The organism is Limnohabitans sp. (assembly GCF_046052825.1).
Lineage (GTDB): Bacteria > Pseudomonadota > Gammaproteobacteria > Burkholderiales > Burkholderiaceae_C > Limnohabitans.
In genome coordinates this window covers 1-25,613 of record NZ_JAVLFP010000104.1, presented here as the reverse complement: position 1 = coordinate 25,613, position 25,613 = coordinate 1, and the positions used below count along the sequence as shown (strand labels likewise).

Below are 25,613 nucleotides of genomic sequence, written 5' to 3'. Positions count from 1 at the left end.
AGTTAGATCACATGCGAGCCAACCAACGAGCCATCCAAAGTTACGGCGATGTCAAAGTCAACAGTGGCGTGTCATCGGCCAACAATGTGCAATTGATTCAAATGCTGTTTGATGGACTGCTGGAAAGTCTGGTGGCTGCTCGCGGTCACATCCAGCATAAAAACCTCACTGAAAAATCCAAATCCATTGCGCGTGCCAGCCGCATCGTGATTGGCTTGCAAGGCGCTTTGGATTTTGAAAAAGGTGGTGATCTGGCCAACAACCTCAATGAGTTGTACAGCTATGTGACCCGTCGTTTGTTCCATGTCAACGCTCAAAATGACGTGGTCGTTTTGGACGAGATCCATGGTTTGATGCGCGAGATTCGCGATGCTTGGGAGGGTGTGCCAGCCCTGATTCCCGCGACCGATCGATCTGCGAGCTTGATGAATTGAGAGCGCATTTCCGCGACAACGCGGAATACTCCTCTTTTTCAGTTAATCTCACAGGTTGATGAGAAATTTACGGCGCATCTCAGAGGCCACTCTGAATGCGCCATCCTGCTTAGGGAGAGTGTGAGATGTCAGCAATTATTGGTTTGGTCGTCCTGTTCATTTGCGTGTTCGGCGGTTTCGTGATCGCCGGCGGCAGCTTGGCGCCCATTATCAAAGCCACCCCATTCGAGATGTTCATCATTGGGGGTGCTGGCGTTGGGGGCATGATCACCGGTAACTCGGGTGCTATTTTCAAAGGCGCTTGGGGCGGCATGGGGCGCGTGATCAAAGGTCCCATGTATAAGAAGGAAGACTACATCGGCATCATCGCCGTGATCTCCAAGCTCATGAAAACCCTCAAGGCAGAGGGTGCGGTGGCCATGGAATCTCACGTCGAAAACCCGGAGGCCAGCGCTATTTTTGGCGAATGTCCCAAGATGCTGCATGACCATGGTTTGGTCGCTTTGGTGTGCGACACCATCCGTTTGATGGTGGTGTCCTCGGGCACGTTGAGCCCCTATGCCGTGGAAGACGTGATGACCGCGTCGATCAAATTGCACCACCACAACGAAATGAAAAACGCCGAAGCCATTGCGACCTTGGCAGGTGCCTTGCCTGCGTTGGGCATTGTGGCTTGCGTGTTGGGTGTGGTGAAGACCATGGGCGCGATTGACCAACCTCCGCCTGTCCTGGGTGGCTTGATCGGTGGTGCGCTGGTGGGTACCTTCTTGGGGGTGTTTTTGGCCTACGGTATTTTTGAGCCCTTTGGCAGCCGACTCAAACAAATCATCGACGAAGACGGTGAAGCACTCAACGTGGCCAAACAAATCATCATTGGCAATATGCACGGCTACCCCGTGCCCTTGATCATCGAAGCGGGCCGCGTGTGCATCAGCCATGGCTGTCAGCCGTCTTTCGGCGAAGTCTTTGATGCGTTGAGGAAATAATGGCTGACGACAAAGACGAAGCAGAGAAAGCTGCCGCCGCTGCTGCCGCTGTCGCCGCTGCAGAGGCCGAAAAAGCGGCGGCCGAAGCCGCTGCTGCTGCGGCACCCGCGCCGGTCATCATCATCAAGAAGATCATTGATGATGGACACGGGGGGGCCCACGGGGGTGCTTGGAAAATCGCCTTGGCCGACATGATGACCGCCATGATGGCCTTCTTCTTGTTGATGTGGCTGTTGGGTGCATCCAACGAAGACCAGCGCAAAAGCATTGCAGACTATTTCAAACCCACCTCCCAAAGTTTGGTTGCCATTGGGCAATTGGCCGGCTCCAACGGTGTGTTGGGCGGTCGCTCGATCATCGATCCTGATGGTTTTCCATTCGCTGCCAAACAAACCGCCTTGCTGGAGCGCTTGACGCCGCGCTCTGAAGGTGGGCCCAACCCCAGCACCGATCCCGGTCAAGAAAACAACAACCCCTATTCAGATCCAGACAAGCTGACGCCTGAGCAGAAGAAGGAAATTGCCGCTGCGCAAGAAAAGGCCGACTTTGACAAGCTCGAAAAAGAGATTGAACAAAAACTCTCTGAAAATAAAAAACTCGGTGGTTTGAAAGACCAGGTCTCGGTGACACGCGACAAGCAGGGCTTGCGCATTGAGATCATCGACAAAGCCGACTTTGCGATGTTCCCCAGCGGTGGCATGAGCATGCAAGGCAAAGCCTCGAGTTTGATCAGCGAAATTGCAGCTTCATTGGCGGACATGCCCAACAAGATTGCGATCCGTGGCCATACCGACAGCGTGCCTTTCCAAAACAAAGAGGGCCGCAACAACTGGTCGCTCTCGGCGGAACGGGCTGAGGTGACGCGTGCATTGTTGGAAAAGAGTGGCATCAAAGAAAGTCGCTTTGCGCGCATTGAAGGGGTGGCCGATACCGACCCGTTCAATCCCAAAGACCCGCGCGATCCACGCAACCGGCGCATGAGCATCACGGTGCTCTACAACGACCAAGACTAAAAAGCAGCCCTCGGGCTGCTTTTTAGTGGGCGCTGACCACAGGACTCAAACGGTGCGCAATTCGTACTTGTTGATCTTTTCAATCAGAGTGGTGCGTTGCAGGTTCAGCAACTTGGCGGTGCGTGACACATTGCCGGAATTGCGCTCCAGGGCTTGTTCGATGATGCTGCGCTCAATTTGAGCCATGCGCTCTTTGAGCGACAAGCCCTCAGGCGGCAGCTGAGGCATGCCTTGGGCCAGCATGATGATGCTCTCCACATCGTTTTCTTCTTCTGGTTGTGCGTCTTGCATTTCTGCCAGCACCTCAGGGGGCGGTGTCATTTCCAAGGTGGCCAGCAGCGGTTCTTGGGCCTGCAACTCGGCCTGTGCGCTGACCAATCCTCTGGGCAGCAAGGTGGGGGGGATGGCGCGCAAATCCAGTTCTTGGCCTGCGTACAAGGTGCTGAAACGGTCGACCAAATTCGACAATTCACGCACGTTGCCAGGCCATGGGTAGTTTTGCAGGGCTGTCAAAAATTCGGGCTTGAAACGGATGGGCTTTTGGTCAAAGTTGACAAACTTCTTGGCATAAAAAGCCAACAACTCAGCCACATCGGCAGGGCGCTCACGCAAAGGCGGCGTCACAACAGGTAAAACATTCAAACGATAGTACAAATCTTCGCGAAAACGTCCGGCAGAAATTTCGTGCTCTAAATCACGATGTGTTGCGGCAACGACACGCACGTCGACATGGACCTGTCGGGTTCCACCGATCGGGTCGATGGTGCGCTCTTGCAACACGCGCAACAATTTGACCTGCATGTCCAGTGACATGTCGCCAATTTCGTCCAAGAAAATGGTGCCGCCGTGGGCCAATTCGAAGCGCCCAACCCGGTCCGCCACCGCGCCCGTGAAGGCGCCTTTGCGGTGCCCGAAAAGTTCACTTTCGAGTAAATCTTTGGGTATAGCTGCGCAATTGATAGGCACAAAGTTCGCGCCGCAACGGTGCGATTGATCGTGCAACAAGCGTGCGAGCAGCTCTTTGCCCGTCCCACTTTCACCGGTGATCATGACGGTGGCATTCGAGTTCGCCATGGTGCTCACGAGGTCGCGCAAGGCTTGTGCTGACTCGCTGGAGCCAATGAAGTGGGTGATGGGTTTCATGTCAAAAATTCCTACACCCCATTGTCTGAACCTCGTCAAATTGCACAAGACAGAAAAAGTATTCATCCGCGCCAGCGTTAAAGATGCCCCGCTTGGTGTCGAATCGTGGGGGAGACCTATTCAAGGACAACGACATGAAACGCTTTACCCCTTTTGCGCTGGTTGCAGCGGCCCTGCTTTTGAGCGGCTGCTCTTTGTTCAAGTTCAACCATGTGCATGAATGGAAAGAAGATCCTGCTCAGGCCGCCGCCGAACGCAAACCTGCGGAACCTGCGGCCACCATGATCTCGCCCATGATGGACAAGCGCGACACGCTCACGGCCACCGGTTATGCCGTCATCAGCATTCAGAACCACCGCAATCCGGCGCAGCAGCGTTTGTTGGCCATTCGCGCCTCTAAGCTCGATGCCTACCGCTCCCTGACCGAACAGGTGTACGGACAGCAGCTGGATGCCAACACCACGGTGGCCGACATGACGGTCATGAGCGACACCTTCCGCGCACGCGTCGAAGGCGTGGTGTATGGGGCGGTGCTGGTGAGCATCACCCCTGTGGGTGACGACACCTATGAAACCACCTTGTCGCTCGAGCGCGGCTTGGTGAATGATTTGCGCACCTTGTACATCGCGCACCTCACCAGCAAGCGGCGTTGAACCTGAACAGACGAGAACAACACCATGTCGACTCCTTGTGTGCCCCGCTTTGTCATGCATCGCCTGTTGTGTGGCTTGGTGCTGGCCGTAGGCGCTTTGCACACAGCCGCGCAAGCTGCCGAGCTCAACCCGGAGCAGCGTTTGCAAGCCATTCGCCAGGCCTTGGTGGAAGCGGCCATGAAAAGCAACACCCGCGTCAGCGCAACCAGTTGGATGGACTCCAGCGGTGCCTTGCGTGAGCTCAACCGTTTCTCCTCTGAAATCAAAGTGCGTGATTTGCAAGTCACCCGCTATGGTCGCGACGAAGCCCAAGAACCTGAGGCGGAGGTGGTGGCTGTGGCCACGGAGCCCGTCGAGCCGGTGCGTTGCAATGCCCCCCAAGCCAAGACGGCGGTGATGCACGTCATGTCGGTGGGCATGGACTTGTCCCCCAGCTTGTCGGCCAGTCAGCGTTACACCGCGCAGCAAGTCGGGTTGGCTGCGCGTCAACGTGTGTTGCAGGCGGCCAGCCAAGCCCAACACTGGCGACTGATGACAGAGCCGGTCTACACCCGTACCTATGACCGCCTCATTCACGGCCACGGCGAAGAACGCGTGCAATGGCACTTGCAACTCACCGTGGTGCCTGCTGCGCTGGGACTGACCACCGACGATGCCTCCGCCTACCTGCTCAAGTGGCAAGTGCGTGCCCCAGGTCAATCGCACAATATGTACAGATCGCAAGACCTGTTGCTGACCGCGCCCCGTCCTGCGTCTTGGGGCACCCCCAAGCTCGACACGGACATGCATGAGGCCATTGACCGCGCGGTGTCGCGCATGGCCCAGTCCTTGGACATACATCTCTCCTGCGAGCCCACCAGCATCGAGGTGACCCAAAACGAAAACGGCCGCTTGAGCGTCAATGCCGGCCAGCGTGCAGGACTGCGAGTGGGTGACAAGCTCATGTTGTCAGACGCCCGTGTGTTGCCCAAGCATGCGCTCGAAGCTGGTGCGCTTGACGCGGCGGTGTTGGCCGAAGTCAAATCGGTCACCCCCTACCAAGCCGAGCTCAAGCAAGTGGCTGGGCGCGCTCAAAAATTCCAAGGTGCTTGGGTGGCATGGCCCTACACCTACTGATAATCCCAATGAACCTTGATTGGAAACCGAGATGAACTTGCTCAATGTTGTGCCCCGTATCGCTTGTGCTCTGGCTTGCTGTGTGGGCGCATCGATGGCCTTGGCACAACCCAAAACCTACGAGGTCAAACCCGGTGACACCGTGGACCAAGTGATCCGTCAAACCATGGGCGACAGTCCCTTGAAAAGCACGGTGTTGCGCCAAGCCCTGATGGCACACAACCCACAGGCCTTCACCAAGTCCAATCCCCGTGTGCTGATTGCGGGCGCAGTGCTCACGCTGCCCACGACCGACGAGTTGTTGCCTCGCCCCTCCCACAGCAAAGCTGGCAGCCCCACACCTGGGGCGCCATTGGCCGGTTACACCACCGCGGACATCAACATGAACGAGCGCAAAAACTGGGTGCGCTTCCCCTGACATGGCCATCCTCGGGCCCGAGGGCGTCCATCAGATCACACGCATCGCGCCAGTGCATCTTGAGATGCGACAGGTCTATGTCGAGGCTGTTGTCGCGCGCCACCTCGGCTTGCATGATGGACAAGTGGTTCAAGCCACGGCGGCCGTTCGGCAGGACCAACTCAAGTTGGTGTTGAACGAGCATGTCTTTGACATGCCCCTGTTCCCCTACATCAAAGAAGGCGACGTGGCACAACTGCGTGCGCACTTGTTGCCCAGTGGGCAGTGGAGTTTGCAGCTGTTGCACACGGGGGGCTTTGCCGGGCACGACCCCCTCACCGCGACGGCCACGCCGTCTCGGTTGAACACCTTGTTGTTGCAGCCGGGCGGCTTTGCCAACTGGCTCAGCTTGCTGCGCCCTGGGGTGCTCGATGCCTTGCTGCCCTCGCCCAATGCCCAAAGCCTGCTCGACAGCTTCAACGCGCAGCGTCTGAGCATGGCCAGCTTGCAGCCTCAAGCCCTCAAGCGTTGGGTGCTCAAGCACACCAAAACAGCAGAAGCCAGCTTGGCCGAGGGCCAACCTGTCGAGGACGACCCCAAGGCCTTGTTGCGTCTGCTCATGAACGCGCGTGCCAACGAGGAGGCGCAAGAGAGCATGGCCAGCCATGACACCTTGCAGCATGCACTGGATGAACTTGAAGGCGCACAAGTTCAAGCCGCCCAAGACCTGCAAAAAGGCCATCTCAATGTCAGCTTGGTGATTCCATTCAGGGATGCCGACCCGGTTGAAATGCAATTTGAGCGCCAGGGCAACAAGCCCGGCCAGCCGCCAAACCCCATGGTCGTCAACATCCACACCCACAGCCGCCACTTGGGCGAGGTCTGGCTCAAAACCATCATCCGAGGCGACGCCCAGGTGGACTTGACCATGTGGGCCGTCAAAGAAGAAGTGGCCTCCTTGGCGCGCTTCAATGCCAGCGAGTTGACCTACGAATTGGAAAGCGCTGGATTGGTGATGGGCAGTTTTCAGGTCTTCCATGCACGCCGACCTGACAGCCAGCCTGTGCGTGAGAACGTCAACCACGGCGCCTTGGTCGATACACGGGCCTGACATCGCAGCATACGATGCACCACACGCCATGAACCCTAAACCTTATACCGAAGCCGTGGCCCTGGAATACGGCCGCAACAAAACACCGGTGGTCAGTGCCAAGGGGGATGGCGAATTGGCTGCACGCATCGTGCAAGAGGCTCAGCGCCAGGGGGTGTATGTGACCCAAGACCCCAGATTGCTGGCGATGCTCAGCCGACTCGACGTGGGGCAAGAAATTCCTGCCGACATTTTCAATGCCGTGGCGGTGATTTTGTCGTGGGTGTACTGGCTCAAGGGCATGCAGCCCGGGGACGAAAAATAAATCAGGCGTCGCTGTACCCACGTCCACGACGGGTGCGCGAAAGTTGGCCTAGGCGGTCATAGACCTCGACTGAGCTGGCGGGGTCTTGCACTTGCAAGCTTTGCAAGGCGCCACGGATGGCGTCGATTTTTCGGTGGATCAGCACCTCGTTGCGGCGGTGCAAATCGCGGCAATGCACCATCTGCGTTTTGAAGCCGTCCCACTCCGGACCCAACGCGTCGGCAGACTCAGGGCCTTGGATGTCTGCGAGCTGCGTGAGTTCCTGCAACAGCGTGTTTTTACGCGATTGCGTGGCCTCGAACGCATCCAATGCTTGAGCTTTCAGGTGCTCAAACTCGGTTTCCAGCAACGCCTCCAATTCCTCAGCCACAGCCAAAGCGCTCAACAACTTGTCGCTTTGATCTGCAGCTGTTCTGGCGGTACGGGTCATGTCAGAGAAATGCCGATCAATTGGTGATCATTTTTTCCAACGCCACAAAGCTTTCTGCAATGCGGCGCGGGTTGATGGGGTAGTTGCCATCTTTGATCGCTTGCTTGATTGACTCGACCTTGGCGCGGTCAAAGTCTGGCTGGGCCATGACTTTTTGGGCAACATTGCTCAGGCTCACTTGGTCTGCTCCAGCTGCTGCCTTTTCAGGCGCTTGGGGTGCGGCTTCTGGTTTGCCTTGTGCGGCAGAAGCGCTCTTTTTGTCGACCTTCTCGATGTTGCTGCGCATGGCAGCGTTCGATTGGGCCATCCGTCCATAGTTCGAAATAGCGTCACTCATGATGTTCTCTCTTTCTTGAACCTGTCAAAGCAGGTCAAACTTTTCCACAACACTTCAATCGACCCCAAATTCTAGAACTTGAGGGTTTTTTTTCACTTCTTTTTATCGTTAACACTTTTTATCTCACTCTTGCGGTGTTGGGCCCAGTGATCACTGCTGTCAAAGATCGACCCGACTCGCTGTTTTTCAAGCGAATTTGTTCACCCAAGCCACCATCTTGCAAAGATTCTGCCCGCATGGTGATGGAAAAGCCTTGTCCTTCACCCGCTGTCACCTGCACCTCTTGTCCACGCTTGACCAGAACCGCCGTTTTGACGTCAAAAGTTCTCAAGGGCGTGCTCGGTGTCAGGTCGCGCACCAGCTCCATGTTGGCAATGAGTTTGGGGTCCGAGATCAACTGACTCTCCATGCCGGCCGCGGGCATCTCCGCCACGTTGAACATGGCGGCATTGAGGTAGGTGCCTCGCTTGAGCAATTCTTTGGGCACCAACACTTTGTGCAGGGTCGGTGCCACCGTGCCGTTGCGTGACACCACCGCAGGCTCGGAGCCTTGGTTCAAGGTCACAAACAATTGCCACTGCGGTTGGGCGCAACGCACACGCACCGAGGGTTGGCCGGGAAACGGTTGCTCAAATTGCAGGTTTTGTTGACAGCTTTGGACCGTGATGCGGCCATCCAATGGCGCCACGTGCAAGGTCTTGCCTTGAAAGGCAGGGGCACTGGCGGCCCATTGCAAGGCTTGTTTTTGCAGCACGTCAAATGTGCTGGGTGGTGTCTGTTCAGTTTGTGCAAAGGCTGAATTGACGGGGCTTGCCACGGTGAACAGGGCAACCACCAGGCACAGCACTGTCCCCCAGCGCCGGGCCATCAGGGCAGGGCGACTGTCGGAATTTATTAGGCACAGCACTTGCATATTCATTCGGGTCAGGTGTTGGTTTTTTGACTTTTTGTTGCAGACCCACACCTCTTTGCAAGAACGAGACCAGCTTTTAAACCCGGACTTTCCACAAGGCCTGCCCATGCGATTCGATCCGCCCATGAACCCCACGGTGACCAGCACCGATGCCTCTGGCTTTCCCCAGCTGGCTCGAAGTCCCTTGGCGTTTGCTCGCTCAGCGCCCGCATTCACGCGCGCCTTGGCCGCGGCCCAGCAGCAACCGGGTGGCGAGTTGGCGGTTCCTGCCAACCTCTCGGCCACATTGGCTGGCACGGCAAGCCCTGCAGCCGCCGCTGCGCCCTGGAGCGTGTCGGTGCAATCGGGCCAAACCTTGACCGGCATCGTGCGCGACCAAATGGCCGCCCGCGGTGTGACCATCAGCAACAGTGAGGCCATGCGCTTGGCGCAAAACGTGGCCCGCTCCAACAACATCAACAACGCCAATTTGATCCATCCAGGCCAACGCTTGAGCTTGGACAGCTTGAGCCCCCTGGTCAATCAAGCGCAAGCGGCCTACAACGCGTCCAGCACGTCGGCTGTCAACAACAGCCCTGCCAACACCGCGGCCAACACCGCCTTGGCAGGCACGGCTCAAGTGCAACTGTTGTTGCGTGCGGATCGCACCCACAACCCGGTGCTGGAAAAAACCATCGACCGTGCCGTTGACAAAGGCTTCATCCCCGCACAAGACAAACAAGCGGTGATGAACAAGATTGTTCAGTTGTCAGAGCAACACCGTTTTGCGCCCGATGACTTTGCCCGTCTCACGCTGATGGAGAGCGACGGCATGAACCCCAAAGCCAGCAACAGCCGTTGCCACGGCATCATCCAGTTTTGCGATGGCCCTGACCGAGGCGCTGCCAGTGCAGGCTTTGGCGCCAACCCCAAAGCCATTCTGGGTCACAGCGTGCTCAAGCAACTCGACATGGTCGACAAATACTTTGAGGACACGGGTTTGAAAAACTTCGGTCCTGTGGGATTGGACGATTTGTATTTGACCGTGCTCACCCCGGCGGCCCGCAACGAAACGCGACCCAATGTGGCGCTCAACATTCCAGGCCAGCAAGCGGCTTACTTGCACGTCAACCGCGACACGCGCGCGCCCATCACCCGCAATTCCATCTTGGCGGGTTTGCACCAAAACGCCAACGAGCGTTTGGGAACCGACGTGGCGCAACGCAACGCCGTTCAAACCGCGCGCATGAGCGCCTATGCCGCCCAAGCTGCCGTCACCGAGGTGCACTGAGCCAACCCGGCACGGCACCTGCATCAGCGCCTGAGCGCGGTGTGTTGATGCAAAGCGGCAAGCCAGCGGCAAAGCTTTGCCGCAAACAGCGTCAAAAACACTTGGCACATCTCTTGCACTAATCGACACGAGGCCTCACAACTTGAGGCCGGGTGTCAATGAATTGGAGTCAATCCAGATTGGAGTTGTGCGATGGATGTTTTTTCTAACGCATTTGGAATACATGAAAAAGCGCTGGGTGTGCGAAGCCAGCGCATGGAAGTGCTCGCGCGCAACATTGCCAACGCCGACACGCCCAACTACAAAGCACAAGACGTCGACTTCAAGGCCATGCTCAAAGAAGTCAAGACCGAGTACTTGACGGCCACCAACGAAAAACACTTCGCTGGCATTCAAGAAGCACCTGACAACGGCATGCGCTTTCGCACCCCTTTCAACAGCTCATTCGACGGCAACACCGTCGAGATGAACGTCGAGCAAGCCCAATACGGTAAGGCGGCCACGGACTACCAGGCCACCTTGCAATTTTTACAAAACCGCATCGGCGGTCTGCGCAAAGCCATGCGCGGGGAGTGATGACACATGCAACTCGATAACGTCTTTGGCATTGCCGGCACGGCGCTCAACGCGCAGTCCATCCGCATGAACACCACCGCTTCCAACTTGGCCAACGCCAACTCGGTGGCTGGGACCGAAGCCGAGGCTTACCGTGGCAAACGCCCGCTGTTCAAGGCCTTGATGAAAGAAGAAATGACCCACGCGGGCGCGCAATTCGTCGGCGGCGTCAAAGTCGACCGCATCGTGGACGACACCGCACCGGTGCGCAAAACCTGGGAGCCGGGCAACCCCTTGGCCGACAAAGAAGGCTATGTCTTCCATTCGAACGTGAACGAAATGTCCGAGATGGTCGACATGATGGCCGCCTCGCGCTCCTACCAAAACAACGTCGAGGTGGTCAACACCGCCCGACAACTGATGTCGCGCACCCTCGACATCATCAAAAGCTAACGGCTAAAGCGACGGAGAACTACCCATGGCACTCGACACCACATCCAGCATGAGCGCGTTGCCCAGCAACATCATGAGCACCGCGCAATACAAAGCGCAGCAAGATGCCGCCAAGTCCGCAGCGGCCACCAAAGGCATGGGACAAGACGCGTTTCTCAAACTGTTCACCACGCAGCTGACCAACCAAGACCCCACCGACCCCGTCAAGAACGAAGCCTTTGTGGCCCAGTTGGCGCAGTTCTCGCAGCTCGAAGCCACGACTGCGATGAAGACCAGCATGGAAAACATGGCATCCGCCATGAGCGGCGACCGCATGTTGGGCGCTGCTTCATTGATTGGCAAAACAGTGTCTGTGCCCGATGGCCCTGTGGCTGTGACCGACACCACCGTGGCGCAAGGCGTCATCAACCTGCCCAGCGGTGCAGACGGTATCAAGTTGCAGGTCTTCAACGACAAAGGTGCTTTGGTGCGTTCGCAAATCATCGGTGCGCAACCGGTGGGCGACTTCACCCTGGCGTGGGATGGCATGACCGACGGCGGCGCTGCCGCACCCAATGGCACTTACCGCTATGTTGCCAGCGTCAACAGCGGCGGCAAGATGAGCACACCTACTGTCAACACTTTTGCCACCGTGCGCAGCGTGTCCAGCTCGTCCACAGGCGACGGCACCTTGTTGCTCGAAGTCGATGGCGGCAAGACCCTCAATTTGGCAGACGTCAAGCGCGTCGGTTCTTGATCCAGCATTTAGAAATTTCTCATCGGAGTTAACGCACCATGTCTTTTTACACCTCCCTCACCGGTTTGAATGCCGCCACCGCCCAATTGGGTGTGACCGCCAACAACATCGCCAACGTGAGTACCGTGGGCTTCAAGCGCAGCCGGGCCGACTTTGGCGACATCTTTGCCACCTCACCGCTGCAAAAAGCCTCGTCCACCATCGGTCAAGGTGTGTCACTCAAACGGGTGACCCAAGAGTTTGGTCAGGGCAACATGACTTTCTCGTCCAACACCTTGGACTTGGCCATCAGTGGCGACGGTTTCTTCCCGCTCAAATCACAAGACGGTTTCCAAGACATCTTCACGCGCAACGGCTCGTTCATGATGAACGACCAGTACAACGTGGTGAACTCAGCAGGCCAACGGTTGATGGCGGCGTCAGTCGACTCGTCCGGCAAAGCCAATATGAATGACATGAATGTGTTGAGCATTCCGCAAAAAACCACTGGCATGGCCAATCAAACCAGCAAGGTGCAGTTGGGTCTGAACTTCCCGGCCGACGCCCCAGTGATTGCGACAGACTTCAACCGCAACGACCCTTCGACCTACAACAAGAGCACCGCTTTGACGGTGTATGACGGCGGTGGCAACGGCTACTTGGCCACGGTGTATTACGTCAAAACACAAAACGCCAGCCAGGCGACACCCAACAACAAATGGCAAACCTATGTGTATGTGGGTGACCAGTTGGTCAGTGCATCGTTGCAGCAAGCCACTAACAAATTGGGCGATGTGATGTACGTCAATAAATACGGCGAGCTCAAAGCGAAGAATGATTTCAAAACACCCGAAGAAATTGCTGCCCTGAACAGCAGCTTTTCCAAGAAGACCTACAAGTTCTCCTTAGATCAATTGACCGATGTGCGAACCTCAGAGCCAGCGGCCGTGACTGGCGGTAACGCCATCAATCTGGGCACGGGCTCCAACGATGGCGTTGATTTTTCAACCTATAAAAACTTGAACAAATCTGACTTGCTTTGGCAGCAAGGCAGCAGTGCGGTGAACTATCAAATGCCAGACACACTGGCCTCGACCGATTCGTTGAGCTTGACGTTTGGCAGTGTCACACCCAAAACCATCACCGTCCCGCCTGCCGCGACAACCCAGTTGACCACGTTGGCCTTGGCCAAAGCCTTGAATGCCGACCCTGACTTCGGTGCCAAGTATGTGGCGCAAGTTCCGACTTCTGCCACCTTGAGTGGCGTGAGCATCGCCTCTGCGAGCGATTTCTCAACCCTGTCGATGACTTTGGGTGGCAAAGTCATCACGGTCGATTTGGCGCCAGTAGCGGGAACCATGGCGGCTTTGGCGGCTGAAGTGCAAACACGTTTGCGCCGCGAAGATGCTGGCAACACCGATCTCAGTGTCTTGGTTGACGGGACCAACCTGAGCATTGTGGATGCGTCGGGTCGACCCATCACCAGCGCAACTTTGACACCCACAGCCGTTGGTGATCCAGCCATTGAAAGTAACTTGTTCAGCGTGGACCAACTCAAGATCACTGCGATTGACCCCAATGTGTCGGCAGACGACATCACCCAAGACGTCACCGTTGCCATCGGTGGCACGACGATCGTGGATACAAACATCGCGCCATTGCCGACGCCTTTCACCCGAAGCCAAGCCGGTTATGCCTTGGACCCCACCAACACCTTCAAGGCCACGTTTGGCCCTACAGCTGCACCGATCACCGTGACTGGGCCGAGTGTGGTGGCTTTTGCCAAAGCCTTGAATGACGAAGCCACTTTCTCCAAGTCTTACAAGGCCAGCGTCAACCCGGCACCCGATGATTCAACCTTGGTCATCACAGCGCTTGACCCCACCACACCCAACGCCGTGTCCATCACCAATGCGCTCACAATTTCCCAAGCCCCAGAGGGCAGCGGTTTTGCCGTTGTGGCCAGCCAGTTGCTGACAGACGCTGGAACATCCACCATCAACGGACATCAGGCTCCCATCGACTTTGCTGGCAAGAAAAGCATCGATGATTTGAAAGACCTGTTTTCAATCAATGTCGACAACTCGATCACACCGGTGACTGTCGGGTTGGAACGCTTGGTCGGCTCGAATCTGCGCTTGTCGGGGGCCCAAATTGCCTCAGAGTTGACCAACGCCATCAACCGCGCCTATGGTGATGAGAAACCCTTTAATTTCTCTTCCATGGTGGGGCCGACCTTGTCGATCCAACTCACCCCAGCCAATGGCGTCACACCCCCAGCCAAACTGGACATTGACTTGTCGCAAGCCGGTGACGCCGACCACAACATGCGTTTTGAAGACTTGGTGAAGTCGGTGCAGGCCATGGTGGACGACAACGCTTCTTACAAAGGCAAGATCACGGTCTCTTACGACACCGTGTCTCGAAAGCTGATGTTCACGCCTGCGGGCAATGACAAGGTCACCATCAGCAGCACGCAAAGCTCCATTGGCTTGAGCGATCCTCTGGTCCAAGGCATCAACGACGATGCGATCGGTGTCAATCTGGCTCCTTCAGCCTCTGTTGGCGCTTACCGTGCCCTCAACGACCAGCGTTACGGCGCCAAGGTGGAGTACGACGCCGTCAAGGGCCAGTTTGTTTTCAAGTCTGGCACCACGGGAGACGCATCCAGCGTGACCCTCACCAACATCAAACCCAACAGTTTGGCCACTCAGACGTCCAAAGGTTTGGGTATGACCGGTGACCCGGCCAGCTATGTCGTGAAACCCTCCAAAATTGAAGCCTTGCGCGGTGTCAGTTCTTTGCCAGCGGTGCTCAACGGCAACCCCATGGCGGTGAACGTGGACAACAACTTCCCAGTCGACGACACCAACAACAAATTTGTGGTCTCGGTCAACGGCGTCACAGGTACCGTGGTGGTGCCACCCAAAGACACCTACACCTTGGGCACCTTCATGGAGGCTCTGCAATCGGGGATCAACAGTCTGCAAGGCCCCTCAGTCGATGGCGGCTCCCCCCAAACCGTGGACGGTGTCAAAGTGTCCTACGACGCCAAGAAAAACTCCTTGGTCTTCACCACAGGAACGGCATCAACCAACTCGTTCATCAAAGTCACAGGTGATGGTCGTTGGGGCCTGGTGGGATTGGATGCTCAGTTTGGCAAAACCACCACCTGGACCAAACCTACGCCTTTCAAGGACGACAAGAACGCCACGGTCTATATCGACGGATTCGGCAAAGAGTCCGCCACAGCGGCAGGCTTTGATGTCTTGCCCGAATGGTCTCCGGTTTACTTTGACAAAGGCGAGCTGACCTTTGACACCACTGGTAACTTGGTCTCCCCCAAACAAGGCGCGCAACTCGACACCGTTTACCTGCCCAACGGTAAAGGTTCTTTGACCATCAACATCGATTACTCCAAATCAACTCAATTTGCTTCACCTTTCTCTGTGCTGTCACAGTCGCAGGACGGTGCGCCTGAAGGTGACTTGGTGGGTTTGGCCATCAAGGACGACGGTTTGGTCAACGCCAGTTATTCCAACGGATCGCAAAAGGCCTTGGGCAAGGTGGTGTTGGTGAACTTCTCCAACCCTACGGGCCTGCGCCAGATTGGTGACACCAGCTACTACAAAACCTCTGATTCAGGCGTGCCGAAGTACGGCGAGGCAGGCTCAGCTGGTTACGGCACGGTGCGCTCTGGCGCGACCGAGCGTGCCAACGTGGACTTGACGCAAGAACTGGTGGACTTGATCACCGAGCAGCGTAACTTCCAGGCCAACGCCAAAGCGATTGAGACCAGCACCTCGCTGACCTCGACCATCATTCAAATCCGCAACTAAGCGGATTGACTGAGTCACCGACTGAAAGACAGCCATGGACCGCTTAGCCTTTAACGCGATGGCCGCGATCAACGAAGAGCGCATTGGGCGCCACCAGTTGTCCAACGACATCGCCAACGTGTCCACCGTGGGTTTCAAACGAACCTTCGAAGTCACGTTGCAGCCCCACCAAGCGGTGGGCGAGGGCTTTGACTCACGCCTGCAACCGCGCATGTATGCCAATGACCAAATCATTTTGGACCCCGGTCCCTTGATGGTCACTGGCCGTGATTTGGACGTGGCCATGAACCACAAAACTGTGTTGGGCGTGACCTCTAGCACGGGTGAGCTCGCGTTCACCCGTCGGGGGGACCTGAAAGTCAACTCCAACGGTGTGTTGGAGACGGGCTCGGGCCACATCGTGCGCAGCCAAGACGGCGGGCCCATCACCGTGCCCCAAGGTTTCAAGCTGTCGTTTGGCTCGGATGGCAATTTGTACGCCATCGACCCAGCGCAACAAGGTGTGCCGCAACAACAAGTGATAGCTCAGCTCTTGCTCAAAGACGCCAGCGCCACGGCTTTGAGCAAACGCGAAGACGGTTTGTACAAAGTTGACGGAAAACCCGCTGGCACAGACTTTGCAAGTGGTACTGGGCCAGTTTCTTTGACACCGCAGGCCCTGGAGGGCAGCAGCGTCAATCCAATGGCATCGATGGTCAAGCTGATTGAACAGAGCCGCTCGTTTGAGCACCAGGTTCGCATCATCAAAGAAAGCAAGTCCAACGACGAGTCCGGCGCTTCCATGATGAAGGTCGGCTGAATTTGACAGATTAATAGGGAGCGAACAGCCATGGACGCATCATTGTGGGTAGCCAAGACAGGTTTAGACGCGCAGCAAACGCGCATGAACGTGATCTCCAACAACTTGGCCAACGTGAACACGACCGGGTTCAAACGCGACCGTGCGGTGTTTGAAGACTTGCTCTATCAAAACATCAAGCAACCCGGTGGTCAAACCACCGCCAACACCCAGTCACCGACCGGCTTGATGCTGGGTACCGGTGTCAAGATCAACGCCACCGAAAAGCTGCACATGCAAGGCAACTTGGTCAACAGCCAAGCGCCCATGGATGTGGCCATCACGGGCGACGGTTATTTCCAAATTCAAATGCCTGACGGCACCACCACGTATTCACGTGATGGCAACTTCAAGCTCTCCAACACCGGACAAATGGTCACCGCCTTGGGCTTTCCCTTGGTCCCGGCCATCACCATTCCCAACAACGCTGCGGCCTTGACCGTGGGCCGCGATGGCGCGGTCAGCGTTGAGCTGGTGGCGGGGGCCGGCGCACAAAACATCGGCCAAATTCAATTGGCCCGCTTCGTCAACCCAAGCGGCTTGAAGCCAATTGGCAACAACTTGTACGAAGCCTCGCAAGCCAGCGGTGCGGCGCAAATTTTGCAACCTGGCGTCAACGGCGCGGGCACCTTGAATCAGGGCTCTTTGGAGGCCTCCAACGTCAACGTGGTGGAGGAAATGGTCAACATGATCGAAACCCAACGCGCCTATGAGATCAACTCCAAAGCCATCTCGGCGGTGGACGGCATGCTCAAGTTCTTGAACCAGAACGTTTGATCAAGGCACCTCATGAACACCTTGCGCTCCCTCTCTGCTTTGGCCCTGGTGGCCTTGCTGCAAGCCTGTGCGACCGACAACACCGAGCTGGTGTTGAAGCCCTCGCCCGAATTTGCCCCGGTCTATCCGCTGGCCTCCGAGCGGCCAAAAGTTGCCACCGGCGGCATTTACAGCAACCGCCAGAGCGACGCTTGGTTTGGCCGTGGCCGCAATTACCAAGTGGGCGACATCATCACCGTGTTGTTGAACGAGTCCACCCAAGCTGCGCGCACGCAAAACAGCGAAATCAACCGCGACTCTAAAAACACCTTGCCCACGGGCTTCAGCACCCAGATCGGCAAGATGAGCCCGTTCTTGAACGGCATCGACCTCAACAACAACGCCATCGACAGCAAGAGCAAAGGCCAGGCAGACCAACAAGCCTCTTTGGTCGGCTCCGTGGCGGTCACGGTGGTGGAAATTTTGGCCAATGGCAACTTGGTCATTCGCGGTGAAAAGAAACTCGGTTTGGCCGAGGGCACCGAAGTGATTCAAGTCACTGGCGTCATTCGCCCCGAAGACGTGGGCCCCAACAGCACGGTGCAGTCGCGCCGTTTGGCCAACGCACAAATTGCTTACCGCGGCACTGGCGACTTGGCCAACGCGTCGCGTGTCGGCTGGGGAACTGGCTTGATGCACAAGCTCTGGCCTTTCTGATGGAACGAGACCTTTATGACGCGCATTTCTGAACTGATCAAAACTTGCTTGGCCACCGTGTGCTTGGTGGCTGCAGGTTCAGCCTGCGCTGACCGCGTCAAGGATTTGGCCTCGTTGGCGGCTCAGCGTCCCAACCAATTGATTGGCTATGGCTTGGTGGTGGGCTTGCAAGGCACGGGCGACGATGCCTCAGTGCCTTTCACCACCCAAAGCATGAAAGCTATGCTGGCCCAAATGGGCGTGCGCATTGACGGTCCATTGACCGACTTTGAACAGGCCACCACCGCAGCCCGCGTGGACATCAAAAACACCGCCGCCGTGTTGGTCACCGCCGACTTGCCTGGCTTTGCCAAGCCCGGTCAGCGCATCGACATCAACGTCTCAGCCATTGGCAAAGCCACCAACTTGCGCGGTGGCAGCTTGGTCATGACCGCCATGCGCGGTGTGGACGGCGAGATATATGCCTTGGCCCAAGGTGCACTCACGGCCACTGGCATCGACGCAGGTGCAGCGGGTTCGAAAGTACAAATTGGCGTGCCCACCTCGGCACGCATTCCTGGCGGCGCCATTGTGGAGCGCGTGGTGGACACACCGTTTGAGAGCTCTGAGAACGTGGTGTTCAACATCCGTGAAAACGATTTCTCCACCACCACGGCCATCGTCAACGCGATCAATAAAAAATTTGGCGGCGAAATCGCACAAGCCTTGGATGGTGTATCGGTATCGGTACGAGCTCCCCAAAACTTGAATCAACGCGTGGCTTTCATGAGCATGGTCGAGTCGCTGGAGGTCACCCCCGGTGAGCCGCCTGCTCGCGTGGTCATCAACTCACGCACGGGCACGGTGGTCATCAACCGCTCGGTGCGCGTCACTGCGGCTGCGGTGTCACACGGCACCATCTCGGTGGCCATCACCGCCACCAACGAAATTTCTCAACCCAATATGTTGGCTGGGGGCCAAACCGCTGCGGTGCAAAACGCCGACATCAAAGTGGCCGAGCCCAACAACCCCATGTTCTTGTTCCAACCTGGTGTGGAGCTGCGTCAAATTGTGGATGCGGTCAACCAAGTGGGGGCCACGCCTTCTGCTTTGATTGCCATTCTCGAAGCCTTGAAAAGCTCCGGCAGCTTGCGCGCTGAGCTGATCATCATCTAACGCCACTGACCCCCTAACGAGCACGCCATGAGCAGCCCCGTCGACACCACCACCGCCCGGTCCTATTTGGACTTTTCGGGCCTGGGTGAGTTGCGCGGGCAAGCGCAGCAAAACCAAGACAAGGCGCTCAAAGAGTCGGCTCAGCAATTTGAGGGCTTGTTCATCCAAATGATGATGAAGTCCATGCGCGAAGCCTCCACGCCGATGAAGGACGAAGACAACGAGTCCAGCGCACGCGAAACCTTTGAAAACATGTTTGACAAGGAAGTCTCCTTGCAAATGTCCAAGCGCGGCGCCATGGGCGTGGCCGACTTCATGGCCAAGGCCGTCAAGCAACAAATCCAACCCAGCACTGCCGACATGCTCAAAGCCCGCACGGGCATGGCCTTGCATCCCAAAGAACCTGCCCTGCCGATGGGCGTGCCAGCCGCGGACAGCATGAGCCTGCCCAAACTGCGCATCAAGACGCTGGATGAGCTCAAACTCATGAACAGGAGCGGTTCATGAGCGACATGTTGGGCATCAGCAGCAACGCACTGGGTGCTTACCAGCGTGCCTTGAGCACGGTGAGCAACAACATTGCCAACGTCAACACCGAAGGCTATTCGCGCCAAGACGTGGTGCTCAAAGACACGGCGCCTTCCAAGGCGGCCAATAACTTCTTTGGTACGGGCGTATCACTTCAGGCTGTCAAACGCCAGTTCGATGCGTTTGCTGAATCCAACCTGCGCAACAGCACCAGTGACTTGGCCACCCAAAAGCCCATGGTCGAATACACCAAGCGTGTCATGGACATCATGGGTGACAAAAGCGTGGGCTTGAGCTCGGCACTGGACGACTTTTTTGCCGCTGCCAACAGCCTGTCGGCCGATCCTGCCTCATCGGTTTTACGCAGCACGTTTTTGCGCAGCTCGGAGGGGTTGACTTCTCGTTTTGCCGAATTGTCAGGACAACTTGACTTGGTGGGGACTGAAACCCGTCAAGCCTTGGAGAGCACCACCAACCAGGTCAACACCTTGACCTCTCAGTTGGCTTTGGTGAACCAAAGCATGGCCAAGTCGGCGACCTTAGAGGGGCAGTCGGCAGAAATTCTGGACCGCCGAGATTTGTTGTTGCGCCAGTTGTCCGACTTGGTTCGCATCAAAACCAGTTTCACCACCAATGGCACGGTCAATGTGGGCTTGGGTAACACGGTCACTCAAAGTGTGGTGGTCGATGGTCAAAAGTCACGCCCTATTGGCGTAGACGCGACGGTCAAGGGCAAGACGGAGCTGTTGCTCGACCCGTATGGCAACACCGAATCTCTGGCCTCTGCCAGTGGTGGCCAGTTGGGCGGCTTGCAAACCTTCATCAGCCAAGTGTTGGAGCCCGCGCAAAAAAACCTCAATTTCTTAGCCAAAACTGTGGTCACCGAGGCCAACAAGATTCAGACCAATGGCATCGACGGTTATGGTCAAACTGGGCAAAACTTGTTTGCCCTAGACCCCAGCGTCAGCAACGAAGCCGCAGGCATTCGGGTTGCGCTCAACGATGCGATGCGGGTGGCCACGGCGGCCCAATTTCGCGTGAGCGAAGCCAGTGGCAATACCAGCTCGACCCGCGCGAGCGTGCAGTTCTCGCCTGCGGCTCAACCGCCAGCCAATGGCATCAGCAACACGCGTTTGGACAACAACCCCAACGCCGCCGCAGGCCTCACCGTCAAAGTCGAAGGTGCGCAAGTATTCAGCCCCGTGACCACGGTCTCAGCCGGGGTTCGTGCCACTTTTTATCTGGACGATGCAAAACCGGGACAGCAATTGCAGGTCCTGACGCGCGACGGTCGGCAGTTGTTGGGTCAATCTTTGAGCGAAACAGAAAAGTTTCAAATGCTCTCACCCGAGAATGGTTTTGTGCCGAACTCGGTGTACAGCGACGCCTATCTCAACCAATCCGGCGATAAAGGCTATCGCAACATGGACGTCTTCTACGGCGCCATGGCCAAGGTGCGGTACGCGCAGATCTTCGACAAAAATGGTGTCGCTGCGCCACCTCTTGCGCAAGCTGCGGTGCTCGAGACCGGGCGCATCCCTGACAACTCAGCGGGCACTCAAATCCAAGCCGGAGCCATTGTGCTCAATGGTGTGCCCATGCCCGATCTCACCACCCAGCCGGATATGGCTCTGTCTCCCAATGATGTGGCGGCCTGGGTCAATGGTCAATCCCAAGTCACGGTAGCGGTTCCTACTTTCAGCGGATTTCAAGCGTCGTTCGGTGGTGTCAAACTCAATGTGCAGGCACTCAACCCTGTACCCAACGACTTAACCACATTGGCCAGTACGTTGCAGACGCGCTTACGCGCCTTAGATGGGAGCGATAACATCAGTGTGGCGTTGATCAACAACAGCCAAGACGTTCAAATCACTGACGCTCTGGGTCGCGCCATCAGCAATGTGGCGTTGACACCCAGTGCAGGCTCTACATCGGGTGGGGTGCTCCAAGTCAGCAGCAGTTTGACTTCCCAAACAGGTGTGCGTGCAGAGGTATTCAGTGAAATTCGTGTACCGACACAGCAGCTCGACTTCACCAAGCACCTGAAAATCAATGACCAACTGGTACCTGGAGACATCAAAGATGTGAAAGGCTTGGTGGATGCGGTCAATGCATTGCAGCCCGCTATCGGGGTGAACGCGAGCATCAAAGACGGAGAGTTGGTGATTGCCTCACTCACCACAGGTGCTCCGATTGTGTTGAATACCGACGCTGTGGCGGGTGAGGGCAGCAACAACGTGCTGAGCATGTCGCCGATGACCTACAACGGCCAGGTGCGGCTGGTGCAAGTGGCGCGTGATTTGCACATTCCAAGCACCAATGTTGATTTGAACCGAAAAATACAAATCAACAATGTCGACATCAACACGACGGGTCTCATGGCGTTGCCCTTGACAGAGCGTTTGCAAGCCTTGGCAGACCGTATCAACGATCCAAGCCAAGATCCAAGCCCAGGCATCAAAGCATCGATTGGCTTCTATGGCGACTTGGTGCTCACCACCACCGATGCCACGGGCACTGCCAATATTTCCATCGGTCCAGGCAAAAACAGCGATGGAACCTATACGCAAAACGGTTTGGGATTAGAGCCACTGGATTACTCTGTCGCAGATCGACTCAAGCAATTGCCGGACAATGATCCGGGCAAGGTTGATATCCGTCTGTCATTTGGCAGTTACGGCAATCCTGCCCATATGGGCTCTCCAGTTGACTTGGCCAGAGCTGGCTTGCGAACGGGTGCTTACATCGAAAGTGCTTCGCAAGACGACCTGCTTGTCTTTGTGAGTGGCCAAGGCAAAGCCAGTGTTGCCGCAACCTTCAGTGGCACACCCCTGAACATGCGCGACAACTTGCGCAGCCAGTCTTTGGTGGTCAAGTTCACGGCGGCGGACCGCTACACCATCACCGACGCCAAAACAGGCACCCAACTCGCCGACAGGCACTACGACCCGAGCGTGTTAGAGCCCTTGATTGACTTTGAAGGTTTGCAGCTCAAACTGTCGCACAACCCCAGTGTGGGTGATAGCTTCCAAGTGGATGGGAATCAAGACGGCTTGGGCAACAACGTCAACATGCTCGACATGGTGGACTTGGCCAAGAAGCCTGTCATTGGCGACAAAACCATTGCCAACAGTTACATCGACCAAATCAACAACGTGGGTAACTTGGCGCAACAAGCCAACATCACCCAACAAGCCTTGACCGTGGTGAACGACCAGGCCGTGTCCGCACGCGACAAAGTATCCGGCGTGAACTTGGACGAAGAAGCTGCCGCGTTGATCCGTTACCAGCAGGCTTACCAAGCCTGTGCGAAGGCCTTGCAAATTTCGGGGCAGTTGTTTGATTCGATCGTACAAATTCGGTGATAGAGAGCCTTCATGAAAATATCCTCCACCCTCTACTTTGACCGTGCCACTCAGCAACTTGGCAATGTGCAAGGCGAATTGGCCAAAACGCAAGAGCAGTTGTCGACAGGTAAGCAAATTGTCAAACCCAGCGATTCACCCGACAAGGCCTCTTCCGTCACACGACTGGAGTCAGAACTGGCGCGTCAGGCCAGCTACCAAAACACCTTGAAGTCCGTCAACACGCGCTTGCAGTCGGAAGAGGCAGCACTCAAAAACACCAGTGACGTGTTGCTGCGCATCAAAGAACTCTCCATACAAGCCGCCAGCGATAGCTTGGCTCCCGCAGATCGTCAGTCCTTGGCCTTGGAGGTGACGTCCTTGAAAGATCAAATATTGAGCTTTGCCAATACCCAAGACACCAACGGAAATTATTTGTTTTCGGGCAGTCGAGTGGGGCAGCCTGCATTTGGTCAAGATCCCAGCGGTCAAGTGGTCTACCAAGGCGATCAAGCACGTATGAAAGTTGCGGTAGGTGACAACCGCCGCATGAACATGAACATGCCCGGGTCAGATGCTTTTGTCAAAGTGGTGCGCACCGACAGCAAAGGTCAACACACTGCGGTTGGTTTTTTCCAAGCCTTGGACGACTTGGCCAATGCCATCAAAACCTCTGACCACAGCAAGATGCAAAACGGCATTGCTGAGATGGATGCCTTGCAACAAGGAACCAGCGATGCCTTGGCGCAGGTCGGCACCGACATGAACGTGGTCGACATGCAAAACAACGTGCTTGACGAAGTCACCCTACGTTTGAAAACCACCAAGTCTGATACCGAGGACTTGGACTACACCGCAGCCATCACAAAAATGAACAAAGACCAACTCGCGTTAGAGGCCGCACAAAGCAGCTTTGCCAAGATTTCTCAGTTGAGTTTGTTCAAGTACATGAATTGATGCACTCAAGCTTTTAGAAATTCAACCGATACCCCATCATGACCACCACTGCCTCCGCCACGTCTACCAGTGCGTCAGCCTCTGCAGGCCTGATTGCGGCCTTAGGGGCGGGGTCGGGCATGAACACCCAATCTTTGGCGCAAAGCTTGGTCGATGCAGAAAAAACGCCGCAATCCAAAATCATCAACGACAAGATTGACGCCACCAAGAAAGAAATCACCGGCTACAGCGGCTTGATGTATGTGGTGACCGAGGTCAAAAAAGCGTTTGACGTGCTGGCAGACCCCACGCAGTTCGCCGGCCTTGTCACAAAAAACTCGCAACCTGCAGCGTTTGAAGTCATCACCAATCCGAGCGCACAGCCTGGCATGCATGACATCAGCGTCACCAATGTGGCCAAGCCACAGCGTTCGCTCACCAATGCAGGCTTTGCAGACAGCGCAAGCTCGGTGGTATCGGGTTCTGATTTCACGCTGACCTTGACATCGGCAAACTCGTCCTCTCCCACACCCGTTGCCATAACCGTGCCTGCCAACAGCACATTGATTGGTGTGAAAGACGCCATCAACTCTGCCAACGCCGGTGTGACGGCGCAAATCATTGATTCGGGCGTTCAAGGCGCAGCGGACCGCTACAAAATCATGGTGACGGGACAACCCGGGGCCAGCAATTCGTTCACCCTGAGTTCTTCCATCGCTGGCATTGGCTTCAACACCAATTCAACGCCAGGTCAGGCGGACAGCACCTTGCAATCGGCTGTCAACGCCAACATTGTGGTGGACGGCATCAGTTATTCGCGTTCTTCCAATACCATTCCCGATGTGGTGCCTGGCGTCACGTTTGATTTGTTGTCTGAAACGGTGGGTTCGTCGGCTTCCATTCAGTTGAGCCGTGACACCAGTGATCTCAAAACAAAGATTGACAAGGTGGTTTCCACCTTCAACGATTTTCAAAATTTCATCAAGATCGCGAACGATCCAAAATCAAGCGATCCAGATTTCGGCGGCACTTTATCTAAAGTGTCCATTGGCAAAACGGTGCAAGCCAAATTGCGCCAATTGGTATTTGGAACAGCAGGGTCAACGACCAACAACAGCGTGCGCGGTTTGCGCGACTTGGGCGTGACCTTGCAGCAAGACGGCACCTTGACTGTGGACGCTACGGTGTTTCAAAAGGTCAGTACAGCCAAGTACGATCAAGTCGTCTCGATGTTTTCTGGCAAGAGCCTGCAAAACGAAAAAGGGGCTCCTACAAATGGTGTCGCTGTCTCACTCACTGGTTGGGTCAAGACCCTGGTGTCGGCGCAGGGCCCTTTGTTGCAAGGCAGTCAAGCCGACTCGACCAAAGTCACCAAATACCAGGACGACTTGACCAAGCTGCAAACCCGCATGGACAGTTTGCTGGCGCGTTATACCAAGCAGTTTGCGGCCATGGACTCGATCGTTGGCAAGAGCAACAGCCTCAAGACCAGTTTGACATCCACCTTTGATGGGATGATGAACGCATATAAAAAGTAAATGGTAGAAATTTCTAAAAGCGGCAACTGTTTGCCGCTTTTTTTATTTTCTTAACTCATTGAATTATTTTTTGCAAATTTTCTTAAGTTCCATTTGTAGCAGTCGATCTATAGGGTACGGAGCACAAGACTC

The 25,613-nt window shown here is 56.1% G+C and carries 25 protein-coding genes; 21 read left to right on the top strand and 4 right to left on the bottom strand.

What is annotated here, in order from left to right; genetic code table 11:
* Positions 1-11: 11 nt before the first annotated feature.
* The 3 genes from fliS (at position 12) to ACKWJN_RS16710 (ending at position 2,433) form a co-directional block, all read left to right on the top strand.
* Entirely contained in the window at positions 12-434 is a 423-nt protein-coding gene (fliS, locus tag ACKWJN_RS16720; RefSeq protein WP_408598800.1) for a flagellar export chaperone FliS, read from the top strand.
* A 125-nt stretch (positions 435-559) separates the two neighbouring features.
* Positions 560-1,420, top strand: coding sequence for a flagellar motor stator protein MotA (gene motA, locus ACKWJN_RS16715; protein WP_408598798.1), 861 nt, complete (start codon positions 560-562; stop codon positions 1,418-1,420).
* The gene (locus tag ACKWJN_RS16710; RefSeq protein WP_408598797.1) at positions 1,420-2,433 is read left to right on the top strand and encodes a flagellar motor protein MotB; all 1,014 of its coding nucleotides are present in this window, start codon (positions 1,420-1,422) and stop codon (positions 2,431-2,433) included. Before motA ends, ACKWJN_RS16710 begins: the two co-directional genes overlap by 1 nt.
* A gap of 45 nt (positions 2,434-2,478) precedes the next feature.
* Here the strand turns inward: ACKWJN_RS16710 and ACKWJN_RS16705 are convergent, their stop codons facing one another.
* Positions 2,479-3,576, bottom strand: a complete 1,098-nt coding sequence (locus tag ACKWJN_RS16705) for a sigma-54 interaction domain-containing protein (protein ID WP_408598796.1) — start codon at positions 3,574-3,576, stop codon at positions 2,479-2,481.
* Between the two features lie 134 nt (positions 3,577-3,710).
* Between ACKWJN_RS16705 and ACKWJN_RS16700 the strand changes: the two genes are divergently transcribed.
* From ACKWJN_RS16700 to ACKWJN_RS16680, 5 genes are read left to right on the top strand one after another with little or no spacing between them, the layout of a single operon-like run.
* Positions 3,711-4,229 (top strand): LPP20 family lipoprotein, encoded by a 519-nt coding sequence (locus ACKWJN_RS16700; RefSeq protein WP_408598795.1) that lies wholly within the window; start codon positions 3,711-3,713, stop codon positions 4,227-4,229.
* A gap of 24 nt (positions 4,230-4,253) precedes the next feature.
* The gene (locus tag ACKWJN_RS16695) at positions 4,254-5,345 is read left to right on the top strand and encodes a hypothetical protein (RefSeq protein ID WP_408598793.1); all 1,092 of its coding nucleotides are present in this window, start codon (positions 4,254-4,256) and stop codon (positions 5,343-5,345) included.
* Positions 5,346-5,376: 31 nt separating this feature from the next.
* Complete coding sequence (locus ACKWJN_RS16690; RefSeq protein WP_408598791.1) at positions 5,377-5,763, top strand: FimV family protein; 387 nt, start codon at positions 5,377-5,379, stop codon at positions 5,761-5,763.
* A 1-nt stretch (position 5,764) separates the two neighbouring features.
* Positions 5,765-6,853, top strand: coding sequence for a hypothetical protein (locus ACKWJN_RS16685; protein ID WP_408598790.1), 1,089 nt, complete (start codon positions 5,765-5,767; stop codon positions 6,851-6,853).
* A 28-nt stretch (positions 6,854-6,881) separates the two neighbouring features.
* The gene (locus ACKWJN_RS16680) at positions 6,882-7,157 is read left to right on the top strand and encodes an EscU/YscU/HrcU family type III secretion system export apparatus switch protein (RefSeq protein WP_408598788.1); all 276 of its coding nucleotides are present in this window, start codon (positions 6,882-6,884) and stop codon (positions 7,155-7,157) included.
* A 1-nt stretch (position 7,158) separates the two neighbouring features.
* On the opposite strand, the gene ACKWJN_RS16675 is transcribed toward ACKWJN_RS16680, so the two are convergent.
* From ACKWJN_RS16675 to flgA, 3 genes are all read right to left on the bottom strand, one after another.
* Entirely contained in the window at positions 7,159-7,587 is a 429-nt protein-coding gene (locus ACKWJN_RS16675; RefSeq protein WP_408598786.1) for a hypothetical protein, read from the bottom strand.
* A gap of 16 nt (positions 7,588-7,603) precedes the next feature.
* Positions 7,604-7,924 carry a flagellar biosynthesis anti-sigma factor FlgM gene (flgM, locus tag ACKWJN_RS16670; protein WP_408598784.1) on the bottom strand — a complete coding sequence of 107 codons (321 nt, stop codon included), beginning with the start codon at positions 7,922-7,924 and terminating at the stop codon, positions 7,604-7,606.
* A gap of 118 nt (positions 7,925-8,042) precedes the next feature.
* Entirely contained in the window at positions 8,043-8,792 is a 750-nt protein-coding gene (gene flgA / locus ACKWJN_RS16665; protein WP_408598783.1) for a flagellar basal body P-ring formation chaperone FlgA, read from the bottom strand.
* 151 nt (positions 8,793-8,943) lie between these two features.
* Here flgA and ACKWJN_RS16660 point away from each other — a divergent pair, with 151 nt between their 5' ends.
* The 13 genes from ACKWJN_RS16660 to fliD all read left to right on the top strand — a co-directional run bounded on the left by ACKWJN_RS16660 (position 8,944) and on the right by fliD (position 25,481).
* A complete protein-coding gene (locus tag ACKWJN_RS16660; RefSeq protein ID WP_408598781.1) occupies positions 8,944-10,107 on the top strand; it encodes a LysM peptidoglycan-binding domain-containing protein in 1,164 nt (387 codons plus the stop codon).
* Positions 10,108-10,299: 192 nt separating this feature from the next.
* A complete protein-coding gene (flgB, locus tag ACKWJN_RS16655) occupies positions 10,300-10,683 on the top strand; it encodes a flagellar basal body rod protein FlgB (protein ID WP_408598780.1) in 384 nt (127 codons plus the stop codon).
* Positions 10,684-10,689: 6 nt separating this feature from the next.
* Positions 10,690-11,115, top strand: coding sequence for a flagellar basal body rod protein FlgC (gene flgC, locus ACKWJN_RS16650; RefSeq protein WP_408598778.1), 426 nt, complete (start codon positions 10,690-10,692; stop codon positions 11,113-11,115).
* Positions 11,116-11,140: 25 nt separating this feature from the next.
* Positions 11,141-11,851: a flagellar hook assembly protein FlgD gene (locus ACKWJN_RS16645; RefSeq protein ID WP_408598777.1), complete on the top strand. Its 711-nt coding sequence runs from the start codon at positions 11,141-11,143 to the stop codon at positions 11,849-11,851.
* Between the two features lie 38 nt (positions 11,852-11,889).
* Positions 11,890-15,669, top strand: coding sequence for a flagellar hook-basal body complex protein (locus tag ACKWJN_RS16640; RefSeq protein ID WP_408598776.1), 3,780 nt, complete (start codon positions 11,890-11,892; stop codon positions 15,667-15,669).
* 34 nt (positions 15,670-15,703) lie between these two features.
* Positions 15,704-16,468, top strand: a complete 765-nt coding sequence (locus ACKWJN_RS16635) for a flagellar basal body rod C-terminal domain-containing protein (protein ID WP_408598774.1) — start codon at positions 15,704-15,706, stop codon at positions 16,466-16,468.
* A 30-nt stretch (positions 16,469-16,498) separates the two neighbouring features.
* Positions 16,499-17,284: a flagellar basal-body rod protein FlgG gene (gene flgG, locus ACKWJN_RS16630; protein WP_408598772.1), complete on the top strand. Its 786-nt coding sequence runs from the start codon at positions 16,499-16,501 to the stop codon at positions 17,282-17,284.
* A 12-nt stretch (positions 17,285-17,296) separates the two neighbouring features.
* A complete protein-coding gene (locus tag ACKWJN_RS16625) occupies positions 17,297-17,980 on the top strand; it encodes a flagellar basal body L-ring protein FlgH (protein WP_408598770.1) in 684 nt (227 codons plus the stop codon).
* Between the two features lie 15 nt (positions 17,981-17,995).
* Positions 17,996-19,135 (top strand): flagellar basal body P-ring protein FlgI, encoded by a 1,140-nt coding sequence (locus tag ACKWJN_RS16620; protein ID WP_408598768.1) that lies wholly within the window; start codon positions 17,996-17,998, stop codon positions 19,133-19,135.
* 27 nt (positions 19,136-19,162) lie between these two features.
* Entirely contained in the window at positions 19,163-19,642 is a 480-nt protein-coding gene (locus ACKWJN_RS16615) for a rod-binding protein (protein WP_408598766.1), read from the top strand.
* Positions 19,639-23,028, top strand: coding sequence for a flagellar hook-associated protein FlgK (gene flgK / locus ACKWJN_RS16610; RefSeq protein ID WP_408598764.1), 3,390 nt, complete (start codon positions 19,639-19,641; stop codon positions 23,026-23,028). Before ACKWJN_RS16615 ends, flgK begins: the two co-directional genes overlap by 4 nt.
* Before the next feature lie 12 nt (positions 23,029-23,040).
* Positions 23,041-23,964 (top strand): flagellar hook-associated protein FlgL, encoded by a 924-nt coding sequence (gene flgL / locus ACKWJN_RS16605; protein ID WP_408598762.1) that lies wholly within the window; start codon positions 23,041-23,043, stop codon positions 23,962-23,964.
* A 38-nt stretch (positions 23,965-24,002) separates the two neighbouring features.
* Positions 24,003-25,481: a flagellar filament capping protein FliD gene (fliD, locus tag ACKWJN_RS16600; RefSeq protein WP_408598761.1), complete on the top strand. Its 1,479-nt coding sequence runs from the start codon at positions 24,003-24,005 to the stop codon at positions 25,479-25,481.
* The last annotated feature ends 132 nt before the right edge of the window (positions 25,482-25,613 follow it).

Excerpts from the sequence above, each read along its gene's own strand:
- fliS (WP_408598800.1), top strand. The coding sequence starts at position 12 with ATGCGAGCCAACCAACGAGCCATCCAAAGTTACGGCGATGTCAAAGTC.
- motA (WP_408598798.1), top strand. The coding sequence starts at position 560 with ATGTCAGCAATTATTGGTTTGGTCGTCCTGTTCATTTGCGTGTTCGGC.
- ACKWJN_RS16710 (WP_408598797.1), top strand. The coding sequence starts at position 1,420 with ATGGCTGACGACAAAGACGAAGCAGAGAAAGCTGCCGCCGCTGCTGCC.
- ACKWJN_RS16705 (WP_408598796.1), bottom strand. The coding sequence starts at position 3,576 with ATGAAACCCATCACCCACTTCATTGGCTCCAGCGAGTCAGCACAAGCC.
- ACKWJN_RS16700 (WP_408598795.1), top strand. The coding sequence starts at position 3,711 with ATGAAACGCTTTACCCCTTTTGCGCTGGTTGCAGCGGCCCTGCTTTTG.
- ACKWJN_RS16695 (WP_408598793.1), top strand. The coding sequence starts at position 4,254 with ATGTCGACTCCTTGTGTGCCCCGCTTTGTCATGCATCGCCTGTTGTGT.
- ACKWJN_RS16690 (WP_408598791.1), top strand. The coding sequence starts at position 5,377 with ATGAACTTGCTCAATGTTGTGCCCCGTATCGCTTGTGCTCTGGCTTGC.
- ACKWJN_RS16685 (WP_408598790.1), top strand. The coding sequence starts at position 5,765 with ATGGCCATCCTCGGGCCCGAGGGCGTCCATCAGATCACACGCATCGCG.
- ACKWJN_RS16680 (WP_408598788.1), top strand. The coding sequence starts at position 6,882 with ATGAACCCTAAACCTTATACCGAAGCCGTGGCCCTGGAATACGGCCGC.
- ACKWJN_RS16675 (WP_408598786.1), bottom strand. The coding sequence starts at position 7,587 with ATGACCCGTACCGCCAGAACAGCTGCAGATCAAAGCGACAAGTTGTTG.
- flgM (WP_408598784.1), bottom strand. The coding sequence starts at position 7,924 with ATGAGTGACGCTATTTCGAACTATGGACGGATGGCCCAATCGAACGCT.
- flgA (WP_408598783.1), bottom strand. The coding sequence starts at position 8,792 with ATGGCCCGGCGCTGGGGGACAGTGCTGTGCCTGGTGGTTGCCCTGTTC.
- ACKWJN_RS16660 (WP_408598781.1), top strand. The coding sequence starts at position 8,944 with ATGCGATTCGATCCGCCCATGAACCCCACGGTGACCAGCACCGATGCC.
- flgB (WP_408598780.1), top strand. The coding sequence starts at position 10,300 with ATGGATGTTTTTTCTAACGCATTTGGAATACATGAAAAAGCGCTGGGT.
- flgC (WP_408598778.1), top strand. The coding sequence starts at position 10,690 with ATGCAACTCGATAACGTCTTTGGCATTGCCGGCACGGCGCTCAACGCG.
- ACKWJN_RS16645 (WP_408598777.1), top strand. The coding sequence starts at position 11,141 with ATGGCACTCGACACCACATCCAGCATGAGCGCGTTGCCCAGCAACATC.
- ACKWJN_RS16640 (WP_408598776.1), top strand. The coding sequence starts at position 11,890 with ATGTCTTTTTACACCTCCCTCACCGGTTTGAATGCCGCCACCGCCCAA.
- ACKWJN_RS16635 (WP_408598774.1), top strand. The coding sequence starts at position 15,704 with ATGGACCGCTTAGCCTTTAACGCGATGGCCGCGATCAACGAAGAGCGC.
- flgG (WP_408598772.1), top strand. The coding sequence starts at position 16,499 with ATGGACGCATCATTGTGGGTAGCCAAGACAGGTTTAGACGCGCAGCAA.
- ACKWJN_RS16625 (WP_408598770.1), top strand. The coding sequence starts at position 17,297 with ATGAACACCTTGCGCTCCCTCTCTGCTTTGGCCCTGGTGGCCTTGCTG.
- ACKWJN_RS16620 (WP_408598768.1), top strand. The coding sequence starts at position 17,996 with ATGACGCGCATTTCTGAACTGATCAAAACTTGCTTGGCCACCGTGTGC.
- ACKWJN_RS16615 (WP_408598766.1), top strand. The coding sequence starts at position 19,163 with ATGAGCAGCCCCGTCGACACCACCACCGCCCGGTCCTATTTGGACTTT.
- flgK (WP_408598764.1), top strand. The coding sequence starts at position 19,639 with ATGAGCGACATGTTGGGCATCAGCAGCAACGCACTGGGTGCTTACCAG.
- flgL (WP_408598762.1), top strand. The coding sequence starts at position 23,041 with ATGAAAATATCCTCCACCCTCTACTTTGACCGTGCCACTCAGCAACTT.
- fliD (WP_408598761.1), top strand. The coding sequence starts at position 24,003 with ATGACCACCACTGCCTCCGCCACGTCTACCAGTGCGTCAGCCTCTGCA.